Origin of the sequence: Burkholderia sp. MSMB1589WGS (assembly GCF_001636105.1) — a bacterium.
GTDB classification, from domain to species: Bacteria; Pseudomonadota; Gammaproteobacteria; order Burkholderiales; family Burkholderiaceae; genus Burkholderia; species Burkholderia humptydooensis.
In genome coordinates this window covers 1809257-1825066 of sequence record NZ_LNJT01000007.1, presented here as the reverse complement: position 1 = coordinate 1825066, position 15810 = coordinate 1809257, and the positions used below count along the sequence as shown (strand labels likewise).

At 65.3% G+C, this 15810-nt stretch carries 17 protein-coding genes and 1 tRNA gene; 11 read left to right on the top strand and 7 right to left on the bottom strand.

All coding sequences use genetic code 11. The annotated features are described in order from the left end of the window. Nucleotides 1-60 precede the first annotated feature (60 nt). Complete coding sequence (locus tag WT16_RS16360; RefSeq protein WP_063533698.1) at nucleotides 61-1269, bottom strand: MFS transporter; 1209 nt, start codon at nucleotides 1267-1269, stop codon at nucleotides 61-63. A gap of 221 nt (nucleotides 1270-1490) precedes the next feature. Between WT16_RS16360 and WT16_RS16355 the strand changes: the two genes are divergently transcribed. Further along, nucleotides 1491-2171, top strand: coding sequence for a pyridoxamine 5'-phosphate oxidase family protein (locus WT16_RS16355; RefSeq protein WP_063533697.1), 681 nt, complete (start codon nucleotides 1491-1493; stop codon nucleotides 2169-2171). A gap of 73 nt (nucleotides 2172-2244) precedes the next feature. Here the strand turns inward: WT16_RS16355 and WT16_RS31500 are convergent, their stop codons facing one another. Further along, nucleotides 2245-2493, bottom strand: coding sequence for a hypothetical protein (locus WT16_RS31500; protein WP_009913893.1), 249 nt, complete (start codon nucleotides 2491-2493; stop codon nucleotides 2245-2247). Nucleotides 2494-2555: 62 nt separating this feature from the next. Between WT16_RS31500 and WT16_RS16350 the strand changes: the two genes are divergently transcribed. Then, nucleotides 2556-2849, top strand: coding sequence for an H-NS histone family protein (locus WT16_RS16350; RefSeq protein WP_015600403.1), 294 nt, complete (start codon nucleotides 2556-2558; stop codon nucleotides 2847-2849). A 240-nt stretch (nucleotides 2850-3089) separates the two neighbouring features. Beyond that, the gene (locus WT16_RS16345) at nucleotides 3090-4280 is read left to right on the top strand and encodes a cation diffusion facilitator family transporter (RefSeq protein ID WP_063533696.1); all 1191 of its coding nucleotides are present in this window, start codon (nucleotides 3090-3092) and stop codon (nucleotides 4278-4280) included. 72 nt (nucleotides 4281-4352) lie between these two features. Here the strand turns inward: WT16_RS16345 and WT16_RS16340 are convergent, their stop codons facing one another. The 3 genes from WT16_RS16340 to WT16_RS16330 form a co-directional block, all read right to left on the bottom strand. Next, nucleotides 4353-4811, bottom strand: coding sequence for an Lrp/AsnC family transcriptional regulator (locus tag WT16_RS16340; protein WP_004195771.1), 459 nt, complete (start codon nucleotides 4809-4811; stop codon nucleotides 4353-4355). Between the two features lie 90 nt (nucleotides 4812-4901). After that, on the bottom strand, nucleotides 4902-5555 hold the full coding sequence (locus WT16_RS16335; protein ID WP_015601404.1) for a hypothetical protein: 654 nt from the start codon (nucleotides 5553-5555) through the stop codon (nucleotides 4902-4904). Next, nucleotides 5552-6196, bottom strand: coding sequence for an MBL fold metallo-hydrolase (locus WT16_RS16330; protein WP_063533695.1), 645 nt, complete (start codon nucleotides 6194-6196; stop codon nucleotides 5552-5554). The genes WT16_RS16335 and WT16_RS16330 overlap by 4 nt, the downstream gene beginning before the upstream one ends. Before the next feature lie 603 nt (nucleotides 6197-6799). Here WT16_RS16330 and WT16_RS16325 point away from each other — a divergent pair. Further along, nucleotides 6800-7432 carry a septal ring lytic transglycosylase RlpA family protein gene (locus tag WT16_RS16325; protein ID WP_009913888.1) on the top strand — a complete coding sequence of 211 codons (633 nt, stop codon included), beginning with the start codon at nucleotides 6800-6802 and terminating at the stop codon, nucleotides 7430-7432. Nucleotides 7433-7528: 96 nt separating this feature from the next. Here WT16_RS16325 and rsmI read toward each other — a convergent pair whose 3' ends face one another. Beyond that, nucleotides 7529-8416 carry a 16S rRNA (cytidine(1402)-2'-O)-methyltransferase gene (rsmI, locus tag WT16_RS16320; protein WP_015601962.1) on the bottom strand — a complete coding sequence of 296 codons (888 nt, stop codon included), beginning with the start codon at nucleotides 8414-8416 and terminating at the stop codon, nucleotides 7529-7531. A gap of 46 nt (nucleotides 8417-8462) precedes the next feature. On the opposite strand from rsmI, the gene WT16_RS16315 reads away from it, so the two are divergent. The 6 genes from WT16_RS16315 to ltrA all read left to right on the top strand — a co-directional run bounded on the left by WT16_RS16315 (nucleotide 8463) and on the right by ltrA (nucleotide 12795). After that, nucleotides 8463-8897 carry a YraN family protein gene (locus WT16_RS16315; RefSeq protein ID WP_015601782.1) on the top strand — a complete coding sequence of 145 codons (435 nt, stop codon included), beginning with the start codon at nucleotides 8463-8465 and terminating at the stop codon, nucleotides 8895-8897. A 122-nt stretch (nucleotides 8898-9019) separates the two neighbouring features. Further along, a complete protein-coding gene (locus tag WT16_RS16310) occupies nucleotides 9020-9598 on the top strand; it encodes an SIS domain-containing protein (RefSeq protein ID WP_063533694.1) in 579 nt (192 codons plus the stop codon). Between the two features lie 18 nt (nucleotides 9599-9616). After that, the gene (locus tag WT16_RS16305) at nucleotides 9617-10417 is read left to right on the top strand and encodes a BON domain-containing protein (protein WP_043281834.1); all 801 of its coding nucleotides are present in this window, start codon (nucleotides 9617-9619) and stop codon (nucleotides 10415-10417) included. Continuing rightward, complete coding sequence (locus tag WT16_RS16300; protein ID WP_197486476.1) at nucleotides 10414-10776, top strand: c-type cytochrome; 363 nt, start codon at nucleotides 10414-10416, stop codon at nucleotides 10774-10776. The genes WT16_RS16305 and WT16_RS16300 overlap by 4 nt, the downstream gene beginning before the upstream one ends. Before the next feature lie 60 nt (nucleotides 10777-10836). Beyond that, nucleotides 10837-10912: transfer RNA gene (locus WT16_RS16295), tRNA-Ala, on the top strand. A 476-nt stretch (nucleotides 10913-11388) separates the two neighbouring features. After that, a complete protein-coding gene (ltrA, locus tag WT16_RS16290; RefSeq protein ID WP_082262312.1) occupies nucleotides 11389-12795 on the top strand; it encodes a group II intron reverse transcriptase/maturase in 1407 nt (468 codons plus the stop codon). Nucleotides 12796-12980: 185 nt separating this feature from the next. On the opposite strand, the gene WT16_RS16285 is transcribed toward ltrA, so the two are convergent. After that, nucleotides 12981-14387, bottom strand: coding sequence for an amino acid permease (locus WT16_RS16285; protein WP_059934781.1), 1407 nt, complete (start codon nucleotides 14385-14387; stop codon nucleotides 12981-12983). A gap of 509 nt (nucleotides 14388-14896) precedes the next feature. On the opposite strand from WT16_RS16285, the gene WT16_RS16280 reads away from it, so the two are divergent. Beyond that, nucleotides 14897-15214 carry a hypothetical protein gene (locus WT16_RS16280; protein WP_006023783.1) on the top strand — a complete coding sequence of 106 codons (318 nt, stop codon included), beginning with the start codon at nucleotides 14897-14899 and terminating at the stop codon, nucleotides 15212-15214. The last annotated feature ends 596 nt before the right edge of the window (nucleotides 15215-15810 follow it).

Below are 15810 nucleotides of genomic sequence, written 5' to 3'. Positions count from 1 at the left end.
ATTGAACGCCGTTCCGCCGCTGCGCCGGGGCGTCGCCTCGCGGGCTCGCCGATTGCCGGGTCAGATCTTCAGCCGGCTCAACGCCTTCGGCGCGACGATTGCGACGAGCGCCGCGCACAGCGCAACAATCGACAGCCCGACCGACAGGTTGGCCGCCTGCGCGACCGCGCCGATCGCAACCGGCCCGAACAGCATCCCGAAGTACGCGAGCCCCGCGACGTGCGCGAGCCCTTCGGCCGCATGGATGCCTTCGACCCGCGCGGCGGCGGCGAACAGCACGGGCATCATGTTGGCGAGGCCGAGGCCCATCAGCGTGAAGCCGATGAGCGCGACGACAGGATACGGCAGCGCGAGCGCGCCGATCATGCCGACGCATGCGAGCGTCGCGCTCGCGCAGACGAGCTGCGGCGCGCCGAAACGTGCGCGGACCGCATCGCCCGCGAAGCGCGCGGCGGCCATGCCGCCCGAGAACGCCGCATAGGCGGCGCTCGAGAACGCCGGCGACGCCAGGACGACGTCGCGCATGTAAACAGTCGCCCAGTCGTACATCGCGCCTTCGGCGATCAACGCGACGAGTGCGATCGCACCGAGCGCCCACAGCGCAGGCGAGCGCCAGCGGTTCGCGCGCGGGCCGCCGTGCGCGGCGGCCGCGTGCGGCGCGTGCGGCAGCACGGCCGGGCACGCGAGCCCGAGCACGAGCGCGCTCACGAGCGCGGCGAGCGCGAGATGCACGGCGCTCGCCATGCCGGCCGACAGCAGCGCGCCGCCCGCCGCCGCGCCCGCCATCCCCCCGACGCTGAACATCCCGTGCAGCATCGACATGATCGGCTTGCCGAATGCCGATTCGACGGCGCTTGCCTCGGCGTTCATCGCGACGTCGAGCGTCGCCATCGAGAAGCCGAACAGCGCGAGCACCGCGAGCAGCAGCGGGTAGGTCGGCACGACGAGGATCAGCGCGCCGCACGCGGACATCGCGAGGCCGCCCGCGAGGCACGCGGTGCGCGATCCGACGCGCGCGATCCAGCGCGCGTTGGTCGTCATCGCGACGATTGAGCCGATCGCGACCGCGAGGAGTGCGAACGACAGCAGCGCGGGCGACAGCGCGAACTTGTCGCGCACCGTCGGCACGTGCACGCCCCACGAGGCATACATCATGCCTGCGACGAAGAAGAGCGCCATCGTTGCCGCTCTCGCGCGCTGACGGGTGGAGGCGGGAAGCCGGCGATGGCCGGAGGCGGGCGAAGCGAGATCGGGTGACTGGTCGGGCACGGGGAAGCTGGGCGAAGGAAGGGAGAGCGGTTGCGAACAGCTTGCAAAGCTTACGCGACACTTAACGAAAACAGCGCCGATTCTAGCGGAGCGCGGAGCATCTCGCTTGCGCTGCCGGGTTGCGCACGAGATGCCGCCGGGCGCATGCTTGACGTGCGCCCGGCGCGGACGGTTGCGCCGGCGCGACCAACGTTTCGCTCTTGCAAGCAAGGATTGCGCACGTGAACATTTCCGCCGCCTTACCGCTTCATTTGCTTCACCGCAATGCGCTCGGCACGCTCGCGACGCACGCGCGCGCGCCCGAAGGCTATCCGTATCCGACCGTGGTGCCGTACGCGGTCGACGCGCGGCACCGGCCGATCGTGCTCGTGAGCGGGCTCGCCGAGCATACGCGCAATCTCGCGGCCGATCCGCGCGCCGGGTTTCTCGTCGTCGACGGCTTGGGCGACGCGGCGGGCGCGGCGGACAGCGTGCTCGAGGCGGAGCGCGCCACGCTCGTCGGCCGCTTCGAGCCGGCTGGCGCCGATCCGCACGTGACCGCGCGCTATCTGCGCTATCACCCGGACGGCGAGCGCTATCTCGCGCTCGGCGACTTCACGTTCTGGGCGCTCGCGTGCGAGCGGCTGCGCTATATCGGCGGATTCGGGCGGATGGGATGGCTCGACGCAACCGAGCTGGACGCGCTCGCGCCCGTCGGCTGTGACGACGAGCGCGCGCTATGGGACGAGTACGACGCGTCGCCGGAGCGGCGCGCGGGGCTCGAGCTGCTCGGCGTCGACCGTTACGGCGCGGACTGGCGCTTGAACGGGCGCAGGCGCCGCACGCCGTTCGACGCGCCGAAAATGGATGCCGAAGCGTTGTCCGCGGCGCTGCGCGAGGTCGCCGCCGTTTCGCTCACGTAAAGCGGTTGTGCCGATTATGAGCGATTCCGCACATTGTGAGCGTATTAAACGAGATAAGACGGCGTCCATGCTTTCAATCAACGGAACCTTTCGTTTCATGAAAACTTCCAATTTCGATTGTTCGGATCAATTGCGCAGTTTGCGAGCTTAAAATATGTCCTGAATTTTGCCAATCCACTTGTAAGACTGGCGATAATTGCAAATGAAGCGGATGCTGGTCAATTTGAACAATCAAATCACAAAGTACAACATTTATTTTCTGCGATGCGGTATTCACTGAATTCTTTTTTGTGCTAACCTTTGATCCAATTATCCGAGGCATCGTTAGTTAAGATGGCAAGCCGGCTCAAGATCGGCGCCATTTGGTCAGATAAAAGGGAATTTATGTCTTCTTACAAGGACCTTCTCGCTCAGCGAGAGAAGCTGGAGAAGCAGATCGAAGAAGCCAAGTCGCGCGAATACGCGGAGGTATTGGGCGACGTCAAGCAAAAGATCGCCGATTACGGTTTCACGCTCGCAGAACTCGGTCTCGGGCGTGGCAAAGCTGGAAAGGCGGGTCGTCCCCGCGCCGGTGTCGCGGCGAAATACCGCGACCCGGAATCCGGCGCGACCTGGTCAGGCCGCGGGAAGCCTCCTCGCTGGATCGCCGGCAAGAATCGCGAGCAATTCGCAATCTGAGCGCAACCTGCCCGCCAAACACAAAAGGCCACGCCCTTTCGAGGAGAACGTGGCCTTTTGTGTTTTGAATGCCGGGCGCCGCGCCCGGCATTTGTCATAAAAGTGTCATGTTGATGCTAAATGAAAATGCGTTGCGTTTCCATAAGCAGTTGATTTTGCTTGTTTTTTTTGAGCCCGCGTCGCGCGCTTTCAAGTCCGGCTTGATAGAATTGCGGTGTCCTTTGCCGCATTCGATATTTCATGTCTACGTTTTCAAATGACGACCTGGCGTCGGAAAAACAGGTCGTCGCCCGCAAGAGTACATTCGTCAGCATCGTCCTCAACGTGATTCTGGCGACGCTGCAGGTGGTCGTCGGTGTTATTGCGCATTCCCAGGCTTTGATTGCCGATGGCGTCCACTCTTTGTCGGATCTGGTTTCCGATTTTGTGGTACTGCTCGCCAACCGGCATAGCGGCGCAAAACCGGACGCCGACCACAATTACGGCCACAGCCGTTATGAAACGGTTGCTTCATTCTTTCTCGGCGCAATCCTGATCGCGGTCGGCGTCGGGATGTTGTGGCGCGCGGGCGACCGGCTCGTGCATCTCGAAAACATCCCGCCCGTCCACGCGAGCGCGCTCGCGGTCGCGGTGGTCGTGCTGCTGTCGAAGGAGGGGCTGTTCCGCTACATGCTGCGCGAGGCGCAGCGCGTGCGCTCGGCGATGCTCGTTGCGAATGCATGGCATGCGCGTTCGGACGCCGCGTCGTCGCTCGTCGTCGCGATCGGCATCGTCGGCAGTCTTGCCGGCGTGCGTCTTCTCGACCCGATTGCCGCGGCGATCGTCGGCTTCATGGTCGCGCGGATGGGCTGGACGTTCGGCTGGGACGCGCTGCAGGATCTGTCGGATCGCGCGCTCGACGAGAACGCGTCGGCCGAGATCCGCGCGCTCATCGTATCGACGCCCGGCGTGCGCGACGTGCACGAATTGCGCACGCGCAAGATGGGCGATTCGGCGCTCGTCGATGCGCATATCCTCGTCGATCCGATGATGTCCGTCTCCGAGGGGCACTACATCGCGGAGGCCGTGCGCGCGCGCGCGCTCACCGACCGGCGCGTGCTCGACGCGCTGATTCACGTCGACCCCGAGCACGACGTTGCGCGCCGCACGGTGCTCGACCTGCCGCCGCGCGATCGGATCGAAGGGCAGATCGAGACGGCGCTCGAGAAGGCGGGGCTGAAGGCGAGCACGATCAACCTGCACTACCTGAGCACGGGGCTCGAAATCGACATCACGCTTGCGCCGGGCGCAAGCGGGGATCGGGAGGGCGACCACGATCCGGCCGCTCGTTTGGACATCGAAGCATTGAAGCGGCTGTTCGGCGCGCGACGCCTCAGCATTTCGCGCGCGCTCGTGTCGAGCGACGCGGCGGCGGTCGGCCGGCCGTTCTGATCGGGTCGAGCGCGACGCGGCGCGGGCGGCGCCGAAGCCGCCTGAACCTGCTCGAACCCGACTGAGCCCGCGTCAGAGCGGCAACTGCGTATCGAACTTGATCTCGCGCAGCACGACGCTCGTGCGCACCTGCGAAACGGCAGGAATCTTGAAGATCCGCTCGTGCAGGAAGATGTCGTAGGCCTTGATGTCCGGGGCGACGATCTTGAGGATGTAATCGGCCTCGCCCGTCGTGCTGTAGCACTCGGTCACCTCGGGGCAGGTCGCGATCTCCCGCTCGAACTGCTCGACGCCGCCTTCGTTGTGGCGGGTCAGGTGAACGTGCGCGAGCGCGCAGATATGGAGCCCGAGCTTCTCGCGATCGAGGAGGGCGGTGTAGCGCTGGATCACGCCGGACTGCTCCATATCCTTGATGCGGCGCCAGCACGGCGTGCTGGAGAGGCCGACCTGATCGGAGATCTCCTGCACGGAGCGGCGCGCGTCGAGCTGCAACAGGCGAAGGATTTTTTGCGAAAAGGTATCGAGGGTCACCTGCGCCTCCAAAGCGGCTACATCATTTGGCAATGGTAGAGGCGGGTGAAAAGAAAGGCAATCTGAGGCCGTTGAAACGAGCGATATTCGCTAATTTCTCGGGCCGTCGGCGGCATTTTGTGCTGATTCGTCAGCTTCTTCGACGGGCGGCGCCGACGCCTTCGCCGTCTGCAGCGCGCGCAGGTCGGCGAGCATGTTGCAGAAGAGCGCGCCTTGCTCGATCGCGTCGTCGAGCGCGATGTGCGTGTGCGGATGGTCGTCGAACCAGTGCTTCGGGAAGCGCGGCTTGATCGCCTTCCGGTACGGCAGGCCCGTGATCGCGAACGCGAGCGTCTTGATGTCGAGTGCCGACCACGAGAACGGGCAGCGCCCGGTGAAGCGCATCATGTACCAGAACATGAACGTGAAATCGAAGCCCGCCGGCATCGCGACGAACACGGGCTTGCCGGGCAGCGCCTCGACCCATTCGACGTACGCGGCGAGCGCCGCCTCCGGCGCCTGCAAATCGCGACGGCATGCGGCCCACGCTTCGGGCTGCGTCTTCCACCAGGCATCCTGCACCGGGTGAGCCGCCGCGCCCGGCAGCAGCTCGAGATTCGCGGAGAAGGTCGCGATCAACTGCTTGTCCTCGGTGAACGCGGCGGACGCGAAGCTCAGCATCGAATGCGGGCCCGGGATCGGGCCGTCCGCCTCGACGTCGGTGCTCACGTAGATTTCGCGGATCGGCATCGGCGCGGCGCTCATCCCGCCACCCCGTCTGCGACGAACGGATTCGTGCGGCGCTCGTTGCCGAACGTCGACACGGGGCCGTGGCCGGGCACGAACGTGACGTCGTCGCCGAGCGGCCAGAGCTTTTCGCGGATCGAGCGGATCAGGTCCGCGTGGTTGCCGCGAGGGAAGTCGGTGCGGCCGATCGAGCCGGCGAACAGCACGTCGCCGACGATCGCGAGCCGATGCGCGCGGCTGAAGAACACGACGTGGCCCGGCGTGTGTCCTGGGCAATGATAGACCTCGAGCGTCTCTTCGCCGAACGTCACGGTATCGCCATCGTCGAGCCAGCGGTCCGGCTCGAACGCTTCGGCGGCCGGAAAGCCGAAGCGTTCGCTTTGCATCGGCAGCTTCTCGATCCAGAAGCGCTCGTCCTCGTGCGGCCCCTCGATCGGCACGCCGTAATGCGCGGCGAGCCGCTTCGCGCCCGCGCAATGGTCGACGTGACCGTGCGTGAGCAGCACCTTCTCGACCTGCACGCTCTGCCGGGCAACTTCCTGCTCGATCAGTTCGAGATCGCCGCCGGGATCGACGACGGCGGCGCGCCCTGTCTTCTCGCAAACGAGCAGCGAGCAGTTCTGCTGGAACGGCGTGACCGGAATGAGCGTGACTTTCATGGCGCGAGCGGCGGCTAAAAGCCCCGATTGTACTGGGCCGATGGATCGCCCGCCGCGCGCACCGGTTCAATGTCGATTGTTTCGATCATAGAGAGAATCAATCATCGGAAGCGGTCGTTTTTGAGGCGACTGTTTTCGTTTATGTATAATGCGGCCCAGTGTGCGTGGAAGACCACGCCGTCAGTGGGCGTTCGGAACCTGTTTTCTTCCGGTTTCCGTGACGCCGTCAATGCAAGAGCCGCCGGTTGTCCGGCGGTGCATCCAGTGCCGATTCGTCGGTGCTCACGTCTTGTCCGGCCGGGCGCAACGCGCCCGCTGCGGCCCTGCTGCCGCGACGCCGGATGAGGCCTATGCCGCCGTTCCTGCGCGTTTGAGTTCACGATGCGCACGAACGTGGAAGCCATGTTCGATTGGCGGCATGTGGGGTCTGGTCAGGCTGCCGGGGACAGGTTGCGCCAGACGTGAAAGCTAATCAGGACCGGTTGCGGCAGAACGTGAGCCGCGCCAGATGCAAGCCGCCCGCGCGCGAGCGCGACTGGGGCATGCATGTCCGTCCGGATCGCATTCGTGGCGACGCGATCCGTACAAGCAGGCGACACGTCGATGAGATTTCGATTACCGAGACACCTCGGGACTCTAGCTGTATTTTTCGCGCTGACGGGCTGCGCGGTGCCGCCGAACGCACCGACTTCCGAACAGGCGAAAGGCGCCGCGGCGAAGGACGCGCTGCGCACGGCCGCGTCAGGCGCGGCCAACAACAATAAGGAATCGGCGGGCGCGCCGCTGAACTTCGACACGGCGCTCGCTTCGATGCCCGCCGCCGGCTCGCAGGACGCATCGCGTCCGTCGCTTGCGGACGCGAAGCCGATCGACGCCGCGGACGTTTCGGATTTCCGCCAGACGGGGCGCGCATCGTGGTACGGCAAGGGCTTTCACGGCCGCCGCACCGCGAACGGCGAACGCTTCAACATGAACGAGCTCACGGCCGCGCACCGCACGCTACCGCTCGCGTCATACGTGCGCGTGACGAACCAGGCGAATGGCAAGTCTGTTGTCGTGAAGATCAACGATCGCGGACCGTTCTCGCGCGGCCGGATCCTCGATCTGTCATATGCAGCGGCGAAGGTGATCGGCCTCGTCCACGCGGGCACTGCGCGCGTGAAGATCCAGGGGCTGTCGCCCGAAGAGGCGCGCGTCGCGCGCGACGAGACGCTCGCGTCGAACCTCACGAAGTAATCGCGGCAAGGGCGGCGCATCGGCCGCCCGGACGACGATCGAACGCATGCGAAAGGGGCCGCTTCATGCGGCCCCTTTCGCTTGTGCGGCGAATCCTTACTCCTCTTCTTCTTTCTTCAGCGCGAGCGCGCGCGCATAGAGCGCGTTGCGCGACGCGCCCGTCAGCGCCGCCGCGAGCTTCGCCGCACTCTTGACCGGCACTTCGTCGAGCAGCAGCTTGAGCAGCGCGTCGTGCGCGCGTTCGTCATCGTCGCGCTCGTCCTGCGGCGCGCCCTCGACGACGAGCACGAACTCGCCGCGCTGCCGGTTCGCGTCCGCGCGCAGCCACGTTGGCCCTTCGGCCAGCGTGCCCTCGAACAGCTCCTCGTGTAGCTTGGTGAGCTCGCGCGCGATCAGCAGCCGGCGGTCGCCGCCGAGCGTCGCCGCGAGCGCCTCGACCGTCTCGACGATCCGGTGCGGCGCTTCGTAGAACACAAGTGCGTATGGATGCGTCTTCAGCGGCTGGAGCGCCGCGTCGCGCTGCTTCGGCTTCGGCGGCAGAAAGCCCGCGAACGTGAATGCGCCCGCCCAGGCGCCCGCCACGCTGAGCGCAGCGGCGGCCGCGTTCGCGCCCGGCAGCGGGATCACGCCGAAGCCGGCGGCGCGCACGGCGTCGACGAGTTTCGCGCCGGGGTCGGAAATGCCGGGCGTGCCGGCGTCCGACACATACGCGATCCGCTCGCCTGCGCGCAGGTGATCGATCAGCTTCGCGGCGGCCGCGCGCTCGTTGTGCTCGTGCACGGCGACGAGCGGCTTCGAGATTCCGTAGCGCGCGAGCAGTTGGCCCGTGTTGCGGGTGTCCTCGGCGGCGATGCGGTCGGCGAGCGCGAGCACGTGCAGCGCGCGCAGCGTGATGTCGGCGGCGTTGCCGATCGGCGTCGCGACGACGTAGAGGGCGCCCGTCGGATAGTGCTGCGCCTGCGCGAGATCGAGGAGGGAAGTCATGACACGAAAGGCGCCCGCACGCGGCGCAAACGGAAGAAGCCCCGCATTGTGCCACGCGCGCGCGTCGCGGCAGGAGGCGGGCGATGCCGAAGCCGCGCCGCGCAACAGCTTTTCGAAGGCGGCCGGGTCTGGGCGCGTCGTCGGCGCCGCGTTCGAGACGCGCGCGCAGCGCTTCCTCGAGCGCGCTGGGCTCGCGCTCGTCGCGCGCAACGTGACCGTGCGCGGCGGTGAAATCGACCTCGTGATGCGCGAGCGCGACGGCACGCTCGTATTCGTCGAAGTGCGCGCGCGCACGAGCGGCCGCTATGGCGGTGCGGCGGCGAGCATCGGCGCGCGCAAGCGCATGCGGCTCCTGCACGCGGCGCATGCGTTCTGGGCGCGCACGGGCGGCGCGAGCGCGTGCCGCTTCGACGTCGTCGCGTTCGAGGGCGGCCGGCTCGAGTGGCTGCGCGACGCGTTTCGCGCCGACGAACCCGCTTAGCTTGTGTCGAGATGTAAGGAGATGCGGCGACGCTCGGGCGGCGGGGGCGGAGTGCGGTAAACTCGCCGCACTCACGATGCCGCGCGACGCAGACCACGCGCGCAGTACCCGATTAGGAATCGATGTCAGTCGAACGTATTCAGCAACATATCCGCGACAGCGCCGCGCTCGTTCACGAAGCGCTTGACGCGCTGTCCCTGCCGATCGCGGCGGCCGTCGACGCGATGTTCATGGCGCTCGCGAACGGCAACAAGATCGTCGCATGCGGCGACGGCCCGTCGGCCGCCGCGAGCGAGCGGCTGGCCGCCGCGCTGATCGGCGGATTCGAGCGCGAGCGTCCCGGCCTGCCCGGGCTCGCGCTCCACACCGATGCGAGCCGCTCCGGCACCGGGGGCGACGGAGATCAGATCTTCGCGCAACAAGTGCGCACGCTCGGCCAGATGGGCGATGTGCTGCTCGTGCTCGATCCGCTCGGCGAATCGCCGCGCGTGCTGGCCGCCGTGGAGGAGGCGCGCGAGCGCGAGATGATCGTCATCGCGCTGACGGGCAACGGTGGAGGACGCCTGGGCGCGTCGCTTGCCGACACCGATATTCAGATCTGCGTGCCGTCCGAGCGGGCGGTGCGCATCCAGGAAGTCCATCTGCTGACCATCCATTGCCTGTGCGACGGCATCGACGCGATGCTGCTGGGCGAGGATTGATTCGAAGGAGAGCCGTCGATGAGTAACAGCCGCGTCAGACAGACGCTAGTCAGAACTACGCTCGTGATCGGCCTGTCGGCCGGCCTGGCCGCAACGCTGCAAGGCTGCGTGCTGGCAGTTGCCGGCGCGGCGGCGGGCGGCGGCGCGCTCGTCGCGACCGATCGCCGCACGCTCGGCGCGCAGACCGAGGATCGCGAGATCCAGGTGAAGGCGCTGACGCAGATGAACAACGGGCTGCCGGACGGCTCGCACGTGAACGTGACGGTGTTCAACCGCCGCGTGCTGCTGACGGGCGAAGTGCCGAGCGACGCCGCGAAGCAGCGCGCCGAAGAGATCGTCCGCGGGATCAACAACGTGAACGCGATCGTCAACGAGCTCGGGGTCGGGCCGGCGAGTTCGCTGTCGGACCGGGCGAACGACTCGTATCTCGAAGGCCGCGTGAAGACCGCGATGATCGCCGAGAAGGGCATCTCCGCGAACAACTACAAGGTGGTGTGCGAGCGCGGCAACGTTTATCTGATGGGTCTCGTGACGACCGACGAAGGCAGCCGCGGCGCGGACGTCGCGAGCCGTGTGCCGGGCGTCGAGAAGGTCGTCAAGGTGTTCCAGTACATCAAGCCGCAGGAAGCCCAGGCGCTGACGGCGGCGACGCCCGCGAGCGGCGCGTCGGCGGCCGCCGCGCCCGCGACGGCCGCCGAAGGCGCGACGGTCGGCGCGGTGCCGGATTCGAGCGTCACCGCGACGCCGCTGCAGACGCCCGCGCCGGTCTCCAATTCGACGAACGTGCATCCGGGCAATCCGAAGGCGGGGACGCCGTGATGGTGGCGAAGTACGTGAAAAGGATGATGGGCGGTGCCGTTGCTTCGATTGTGGTGCTTGGCGGCGCGATGGTGGCCGCGCCGGCGCGTGCGGATGTCGGCGATGGCCTGAGGGTCGCGCGCAGCAACGCGTGCATGGGCTGCCACGCGGTGGACCGGAAGCTCGTCGGGCCGTCGTTCCGGCAGATCGCCGAGCGATACAAGAGCGATCAGCAGGCGGTGCCGAAGCTTGCGAAGAAGGTGAAGGACGGCGGCTCGGGCGTGTGGGGCGCGATCCCGATGCCCGCGCACCCGCGGATGAGCGATGCCGACGTGCGCTCGGTCGTTCAGTGGGTGCTGGCCGGCGCGCCGTCGAAATAATCGGCGCAAATCTGTTGTCAAGTGCTGATGATGTGATGTATTATCATCGGCTGTTGGTGAGGGGCGGTAGCTCAGCTGGGAGAGCGTCGCGTTCGCAATGCGAAGGTCGGGAGTTCGATCCTCCTCCGCTCCACCAAAGAATTCAAAGGGCTTGGCCGAATGGCCAAGCCCTTTTTTTGTGTGCGCCCGGCAGGGCGCACTCACTGGGAGGTGAAAGTCCTCTACTCGCCCGGCAAGGGGAAGAGTTAGCCGAAGGCAAGGGTTTCCCGGGTGACTGGGAGTCTGAAGGAAGCTGGGAGGCAAAGCGCTGGCCTGACGAACAGGAAGCGGATATGAGGCGTAGCGACTGGGTAAGGTGTCCCAATTCACCGAAGCCCGAAACTTGCACCGACGTTGTTACGTAGATCCGACAGGCATAAGCGTGAAGGTGAGTGCGCAATACCCGGGGAGATCTGTTTCTGTGCTGGCGCGGTAAGGCCAGCTACCGAGGTCGAGAGGCGGCGGGACGCGGAAGCAGAAGTCAGCAGAAGGCATAGTAGGTCAAGGCGAAGGCGGAGAGCCGAAGAGGACCGGGACCGAAGGCCGGAACAGTGAATGCCGAGAGTAGGACGGATGATCTCGAAGCCTGTTATGGATGCAGAAGCGCTGGAGACAGTGGCCGAGCACGCGAGGGGTGGCCGGAAGCCACCGGGCTGCGTGCGGGGTGCGGAGACGGGCACGGCGACATCTGGGCAAACGAAATCGGAGGGCGACGCGCTGATGGAGCGCGTCGTGGAACGCGGCAACATGAGGCGAGCATACCGCCGGGTGCTGAGGAACCAGGGTTCAGCCGGGGTAGATGGGCTGAGCGTGGAAGGCCTTGGTGACTGGCTCAAGATGCACTGGCCGAGTGTGAAGCAGGCGCTGCTGGAAGGGCGGTACGTACCGCAGGCGGTACGCCGGGCGGACATACCGAAGCCGCAAGGCGGGGTGAGGACGCTGGGCGTGCCAAGCGTGGTGGACCGACTGATCCAGCAAGCGCTGCACCAAGTATTGCAACCGATCTTGGAGCCGACGTTCTCGGCGAGTAGTTACGGATTCCGACCGGGCAAGAGTGCGTTGGACGCGGTGCGTCAGGCGCAAGCCTATGTTCAGGGTGGTCGGCATTGGGTGGTCGATATCGATTTGGAGAAGTTCTTCGATCGAGTCAACCATGATGTGCTGATGGGCCGGGTTGCGAGGCATGTAAAAGACAAAGTGACGCTGAAGCTGATTCGCCGCTTCCTCGAAGCGGGGATGATGGCGCACGGCGTGACGCGTGCGAGGACGGAGGGCACGCCGCAAGGCGGCCCGCTGTCCCCGCTACTGTCGAATATATTGCTGAGTGATCTGGATCGGAGGCTGGAGAGCCGAGGGCTGGCGTTCTGCCGGTACGCTGACGACTGCAACATCTACGTTGGCAGCCAACAAGCAGGACAGCGCGTCATGGCGAGAATCAGGGCCTATCTCGAGAAGGTCTTGAAGCTGCGCGTGAACGAGGCCAAGAGTGCGGTGGCGCGGCCGAGCACGCGGAAGTTCCTGGGATACCGGGTGGCGGTGAGGTTGGGTCAAGCACAGATCCGGATTGCACCGGAAAGCATCAAGCGATTGATGACGCGGGTGCGGGATCTGACGTTGAAGGGAAGAAGCGGGTCCCTTGAGCAGACGATCCGGAAGCTCAACCCGGTCCTACGGGGGTGGGCAAATTACTTCCGGCTCAGCCAGCAGCACAAGCGGCTGGAGGGGCTGGACGGATGGTTGCGAAGGCGTTTGCGCTGCCTGATCTGGCGGCAGTGGAAGCGCCCCCGAACCCGAGAGCGCAACATGATCGCACTGGGCCTACGCCCGGAGCGGGCATGGAAATCGAGCGTGAACGGGCGAGGACCTTGGTGGAACGCCGGTTCTCACCATTTGAAGCAGGCGTTACCCAATGCCTACTTCGATGCACGGGGACTGGTCTCGATCCGTCGGACGGTGGATCGCCTCCAGAGCATTAACTGAACCGCCGTATGCGGAACCGCACGTACGGTGGTGTGAGAGGGCTGAGGGGGTAACCCCTCACCCTACTCGATTTGGCCGGCTAAGACCTCCTCAAAACACTCAACAGAGCAGCGCGCCGAACCGCACAGCAGCCCACGCAACCGGCCATCGCAAACCACTTCGCGCCGCTCTCCTTCGCGAATCAATCAACCGCGCCCATACCTGCGCTCCAACCCCGCCGCCTTCCCACCCTCCGGTTCGAGCTTCAACGCGTAATACAGCACCACGAGCAACACGAGCCAAGCCGGCCCGACATAAAGCGCGACCCGCGTGTCCGGAAAATAAGCCATCAACCCGACCACGAGCACGAGAAACGCGAGCGCCACCCAGGACCCATACGGCCAGAACGGCATCCGGAACCGCAGCGCGCGCTCCTCCGCCGGCGCGAGGCTCGCGCGAAACTTCATCTGCGTGACGAGAATGACGCCCCACGTCCAGATCGCCCCGAACGTCGAAATCGACGTCACCCAGACGAACACCTTCTCCGGCACCAGGTAGTTGAGCAGCACGCCCACCAGCAGCGCCACCATCGAAACAAGAATCGCCCGGCGCGGCACGCCGCTTGCCGTCGCCTCGCCGAACGTGCGCGGCGCGTGGCCCTGCTTCGCGAGGTTGTACAGCATGCGCCCCGTGCTGAAGATGCCGCCGTTGCACGACGAAAGCGCCGCCGTCAGCACGACGAAGTTGATGATGCCCGCGGCCGTCCTGATGCCGAGCCGCTCGAACGTCATCACGAACGGGCTGCCTTGCGTGCCGATCTCGTTCCACGGGTAGATCGACAGAATCACGAAGAGGGCGCCGCCGTAGAAGAGCAGGATGCGCCAGAACACCGAATTGATCGCGCCTGGAATCGTCTTCTGCGGATTCTCCGCTTCACCCGCCGTCAGCCCGATCATCTCGACGCCGAGGTACGCGAACATCACCATCTGCATCGACATCAGCACGCCCTGCGCACCGTTCGGGAAGAAGCCGCCGTGCGCCCAGAGGTTCAAGATGCCAATCGGCACGCCGTGATTGCCGATGCCGAAGGCGATCATCGCGATGCCGGCCGCGATCATCACGACGATCGTCACCACCTTGATCAGCGCAAACCAGAATTCGAACTCGCCGTATGCCTTCACGGTGAGCAGGTTCACCGAGCCCATCGCGGCCAGCGCGGCGAGCGCCCAGATCCAGCGCGGCACGTCCGGGAACCAGATGCCCATGTAGATGCCGACCGCCGTGATTTCGGCGATGCAGGTGACGAGCCAGAGGAACCAGTAGTTCCAGCCCGTCAGGTAGCCAGCGAGCGGCCCGAGGTAGTTGCGCGCGTAGCGGCTGAACGAGCCGGCGACCGGCTCGTGCACGGCCATCTCGCCGAGCGCGCGCATGATCACGAAGATCACGGCGCCGCCGATGATGTACGACAGGATGATCCCGGGCCCCGCCATCTTGATCGCATTGGCCGAGCCGAGGAAAAGGCCGACGCCGATCGCGGCGCCGAGCGCGATCAGGCGCATCTGTCGTTGTCCGAGCCCTCGGTGTAGGTCGGTTTCCGTACTTCCTTTCTGCATCGGGATGTCTCCTTTGAGTTTGTGAAATCGGCAACGCATGCGTCGGCGCCGTGCGTATGCCTCGCGTCGTCTCGAGGACGGCGAGCAGGATGTGAATCGGCTGCGCGAAGGCGCGCGGGCAGCGCTTCAGGCGCGCGCGGTGCGGACGTCCCGCTTGCGCGAGCCGGCGTGACTCAAGTGGAAGATAGGGCGAACAACACGCGGTGAAGCGGTGCATGACGTCGCGCGGCGCGGTCGGCGCTCGGCGGCGATGGCGGGCGTGGTGCGCGCGTATCGGTTCGCGCGGCGAATCGGTGGATGCATCGAGCGTTGTCTCCAGCATGCATGAACAGATGCCCCCCGGTCGGAGTCTGGTATTTGGCGCTATGCTAGTGGCTGTTCGCGAGTGGATGTTCCTGTATTTGTCTTAATTTTAGTAAAAGAAACTATGGGCGCGCGAGCACGCAGCGTCGTGCACGATACCCCGATCGCACGCGCCATCCGAACGACGACATTCACGGAGTCCGATCATGACGATCGACAGCGGTTGGGTTGCGTCTACCGGGTTGCCTGCGGCCGTCTACTGGTTCTGTTTCGGCTATGCGCTCTTTCGCGCATTCGGGCCGCGCCACGCGCGCTATCCGAAGCTGATGCGCGGTTATGCGATCGCGTGCGCCGGCGCGATGCTGTTCGGGTTGCTCGCGGCGTTCGGCGTCGAGATTCGCGCGCCCGATGCGTCGGCGCTCTCGTCGCTCGGGACTACGGTCACGTTCATCGGGATAGTCGGCGTGTTGATCGGCTGCATGTGCGAAGCGACGGTGTCGTTCGGCAAGCGCTGGGAGCGCTGATTCGGCTCCGCTTTTCGGGCTCGTTCGACTGAATGCCGGGTTCGTGCGCGTCGACTTGAAGCGGCTGTAAAAGCGAATGCAAACACAGGAAAACATTGGGCCTGCGTGCGAAGAACAAGAGTTATCCACGCCCAGCCCTGGAAATCCTTGGGATAACTCGTCGCCCAGCCTGTGGACCAAATCTTGATAAAACCGACCTTGCTTCCGGACGCATCGAAGTTGTCCTTTGCTCGCGGCGGATATTCACGCACAGCCGATACAGTTATGGAATTGATGCCGCTCTGATCCGTCAGGGAAAACCCGGGTTGTCCACAGGAAAGAGCCGCTTTTGTTAACTTCTACTACGTATAATTAAAAGAATTGGAGACAAAACGGCCGACGGCGCTTGTGTCGACGCCGAAAGCAGTCGACGAGTCGAATCGAACAAAGCCGCATTGGCAGGGTTGATGAGAACTGTGTTCGGTTCGAATCGACTGGATGGAGAAAGGCGTGCCGATGCGTCGTCGCGTCGATTCGGATTCGAGCGAGCTCGCAGCCATCGAACGTTCACGGAGGCGCACAGAAACGGGCTGGCGGAAAACGTGACGTTGCGCGGC

What these genes read in the sequence shown, in the direction of transcription:
- WT16_RS31500 (WP_009913893.1), bottom strand. Translation starts at nt 2,493, where the DNA reads ATGCCTCGGATAATTGGATCAAAGGTTAGCACAAAAAAGAATTCAGTG.
- WT16_RS16350 (WP_015600403.1), top strand. Translation starts at nt 2,556, where the DNA reads ATGTCTTCTTACAAGGACCTTCTCGCTCAGCGAGAGAAGCTGGAGAAG.
- WT16_RS16345 (WP_063533696.1), top strand. Translation starts at nt 3,090, where the DNA reads ATGTCTACGTTTTCAAATGACGACCTGGCGTCGGAAAAACAGGTCGTC.
- WT16_RS16335 (WP_015601404.1), bottom strand. Translation starts at nt 5,555, where the DNA reads ATGAGCGCCGCGCCGATGCCGATCCGCGAAATCTACGTGAGCACCGAC.
- WT16_RS16330 (WP_063533695.1), bottom strand. Translation starts at nt 6,196, where the DNA reads ATGAAAGTCACGCTCATTCCGGTCACGCCGTTCCAGCAGAACTGCTCG.
- WT16_RS16325 (WP_009913888.1), top strand. Translation starts at nt 6,800, where the DNA reads ATGAGATTTCGATTACCGAGACACCTCGGGACTCTAGCTGTATTTTTC.
- rsmI (WP_015601962.1), bottom strand. Translation starts at nt 8,416, where the DNA reads ATGACTTCCCTCCTCGATCTCGCGCAGGCGCAGCACTATCCGACGGGC.
- WT16_RS16310 (WP_063533694.1), top strand. Translation starts at nt 9,020, where the DNA reads ATGTCAGTCGAACGTATTCAGCAACATATCCGCGACAGCGCCGCGCTC.
- WT16_RS16305 (WP_043281834.1), top strand. Translation starts at nt 9,617, where the DNA reads ATGAGTAACAGCCGCGTCAGACAGACGCTAGTCAGAACTACGCTCGTG.
- ltrA (WP_082262312.1), top strand. Translation starts at nt 11,389, where the DNA reads ATGATCTCGAAGCCTGTTATGGATGCAGAAGCGCTGGAGACAGTGGCC.
- WT16_RS16285 (WP_059934781.1), bottom strand. Translation starts at nt 14,387, where the DNA reads ATGCAGAAAGGAAGTACGGAAACCGACCTACACCGAGGGCTCGGACAA.
- WT16_RS16280 (WP_006023783.1), top strand. Translation starts at nt 14,897, where the DNA reads ATGACGATCGACAGCGGTTGGGTTGCGTCTACCGGGTTGCCTGCGGCC.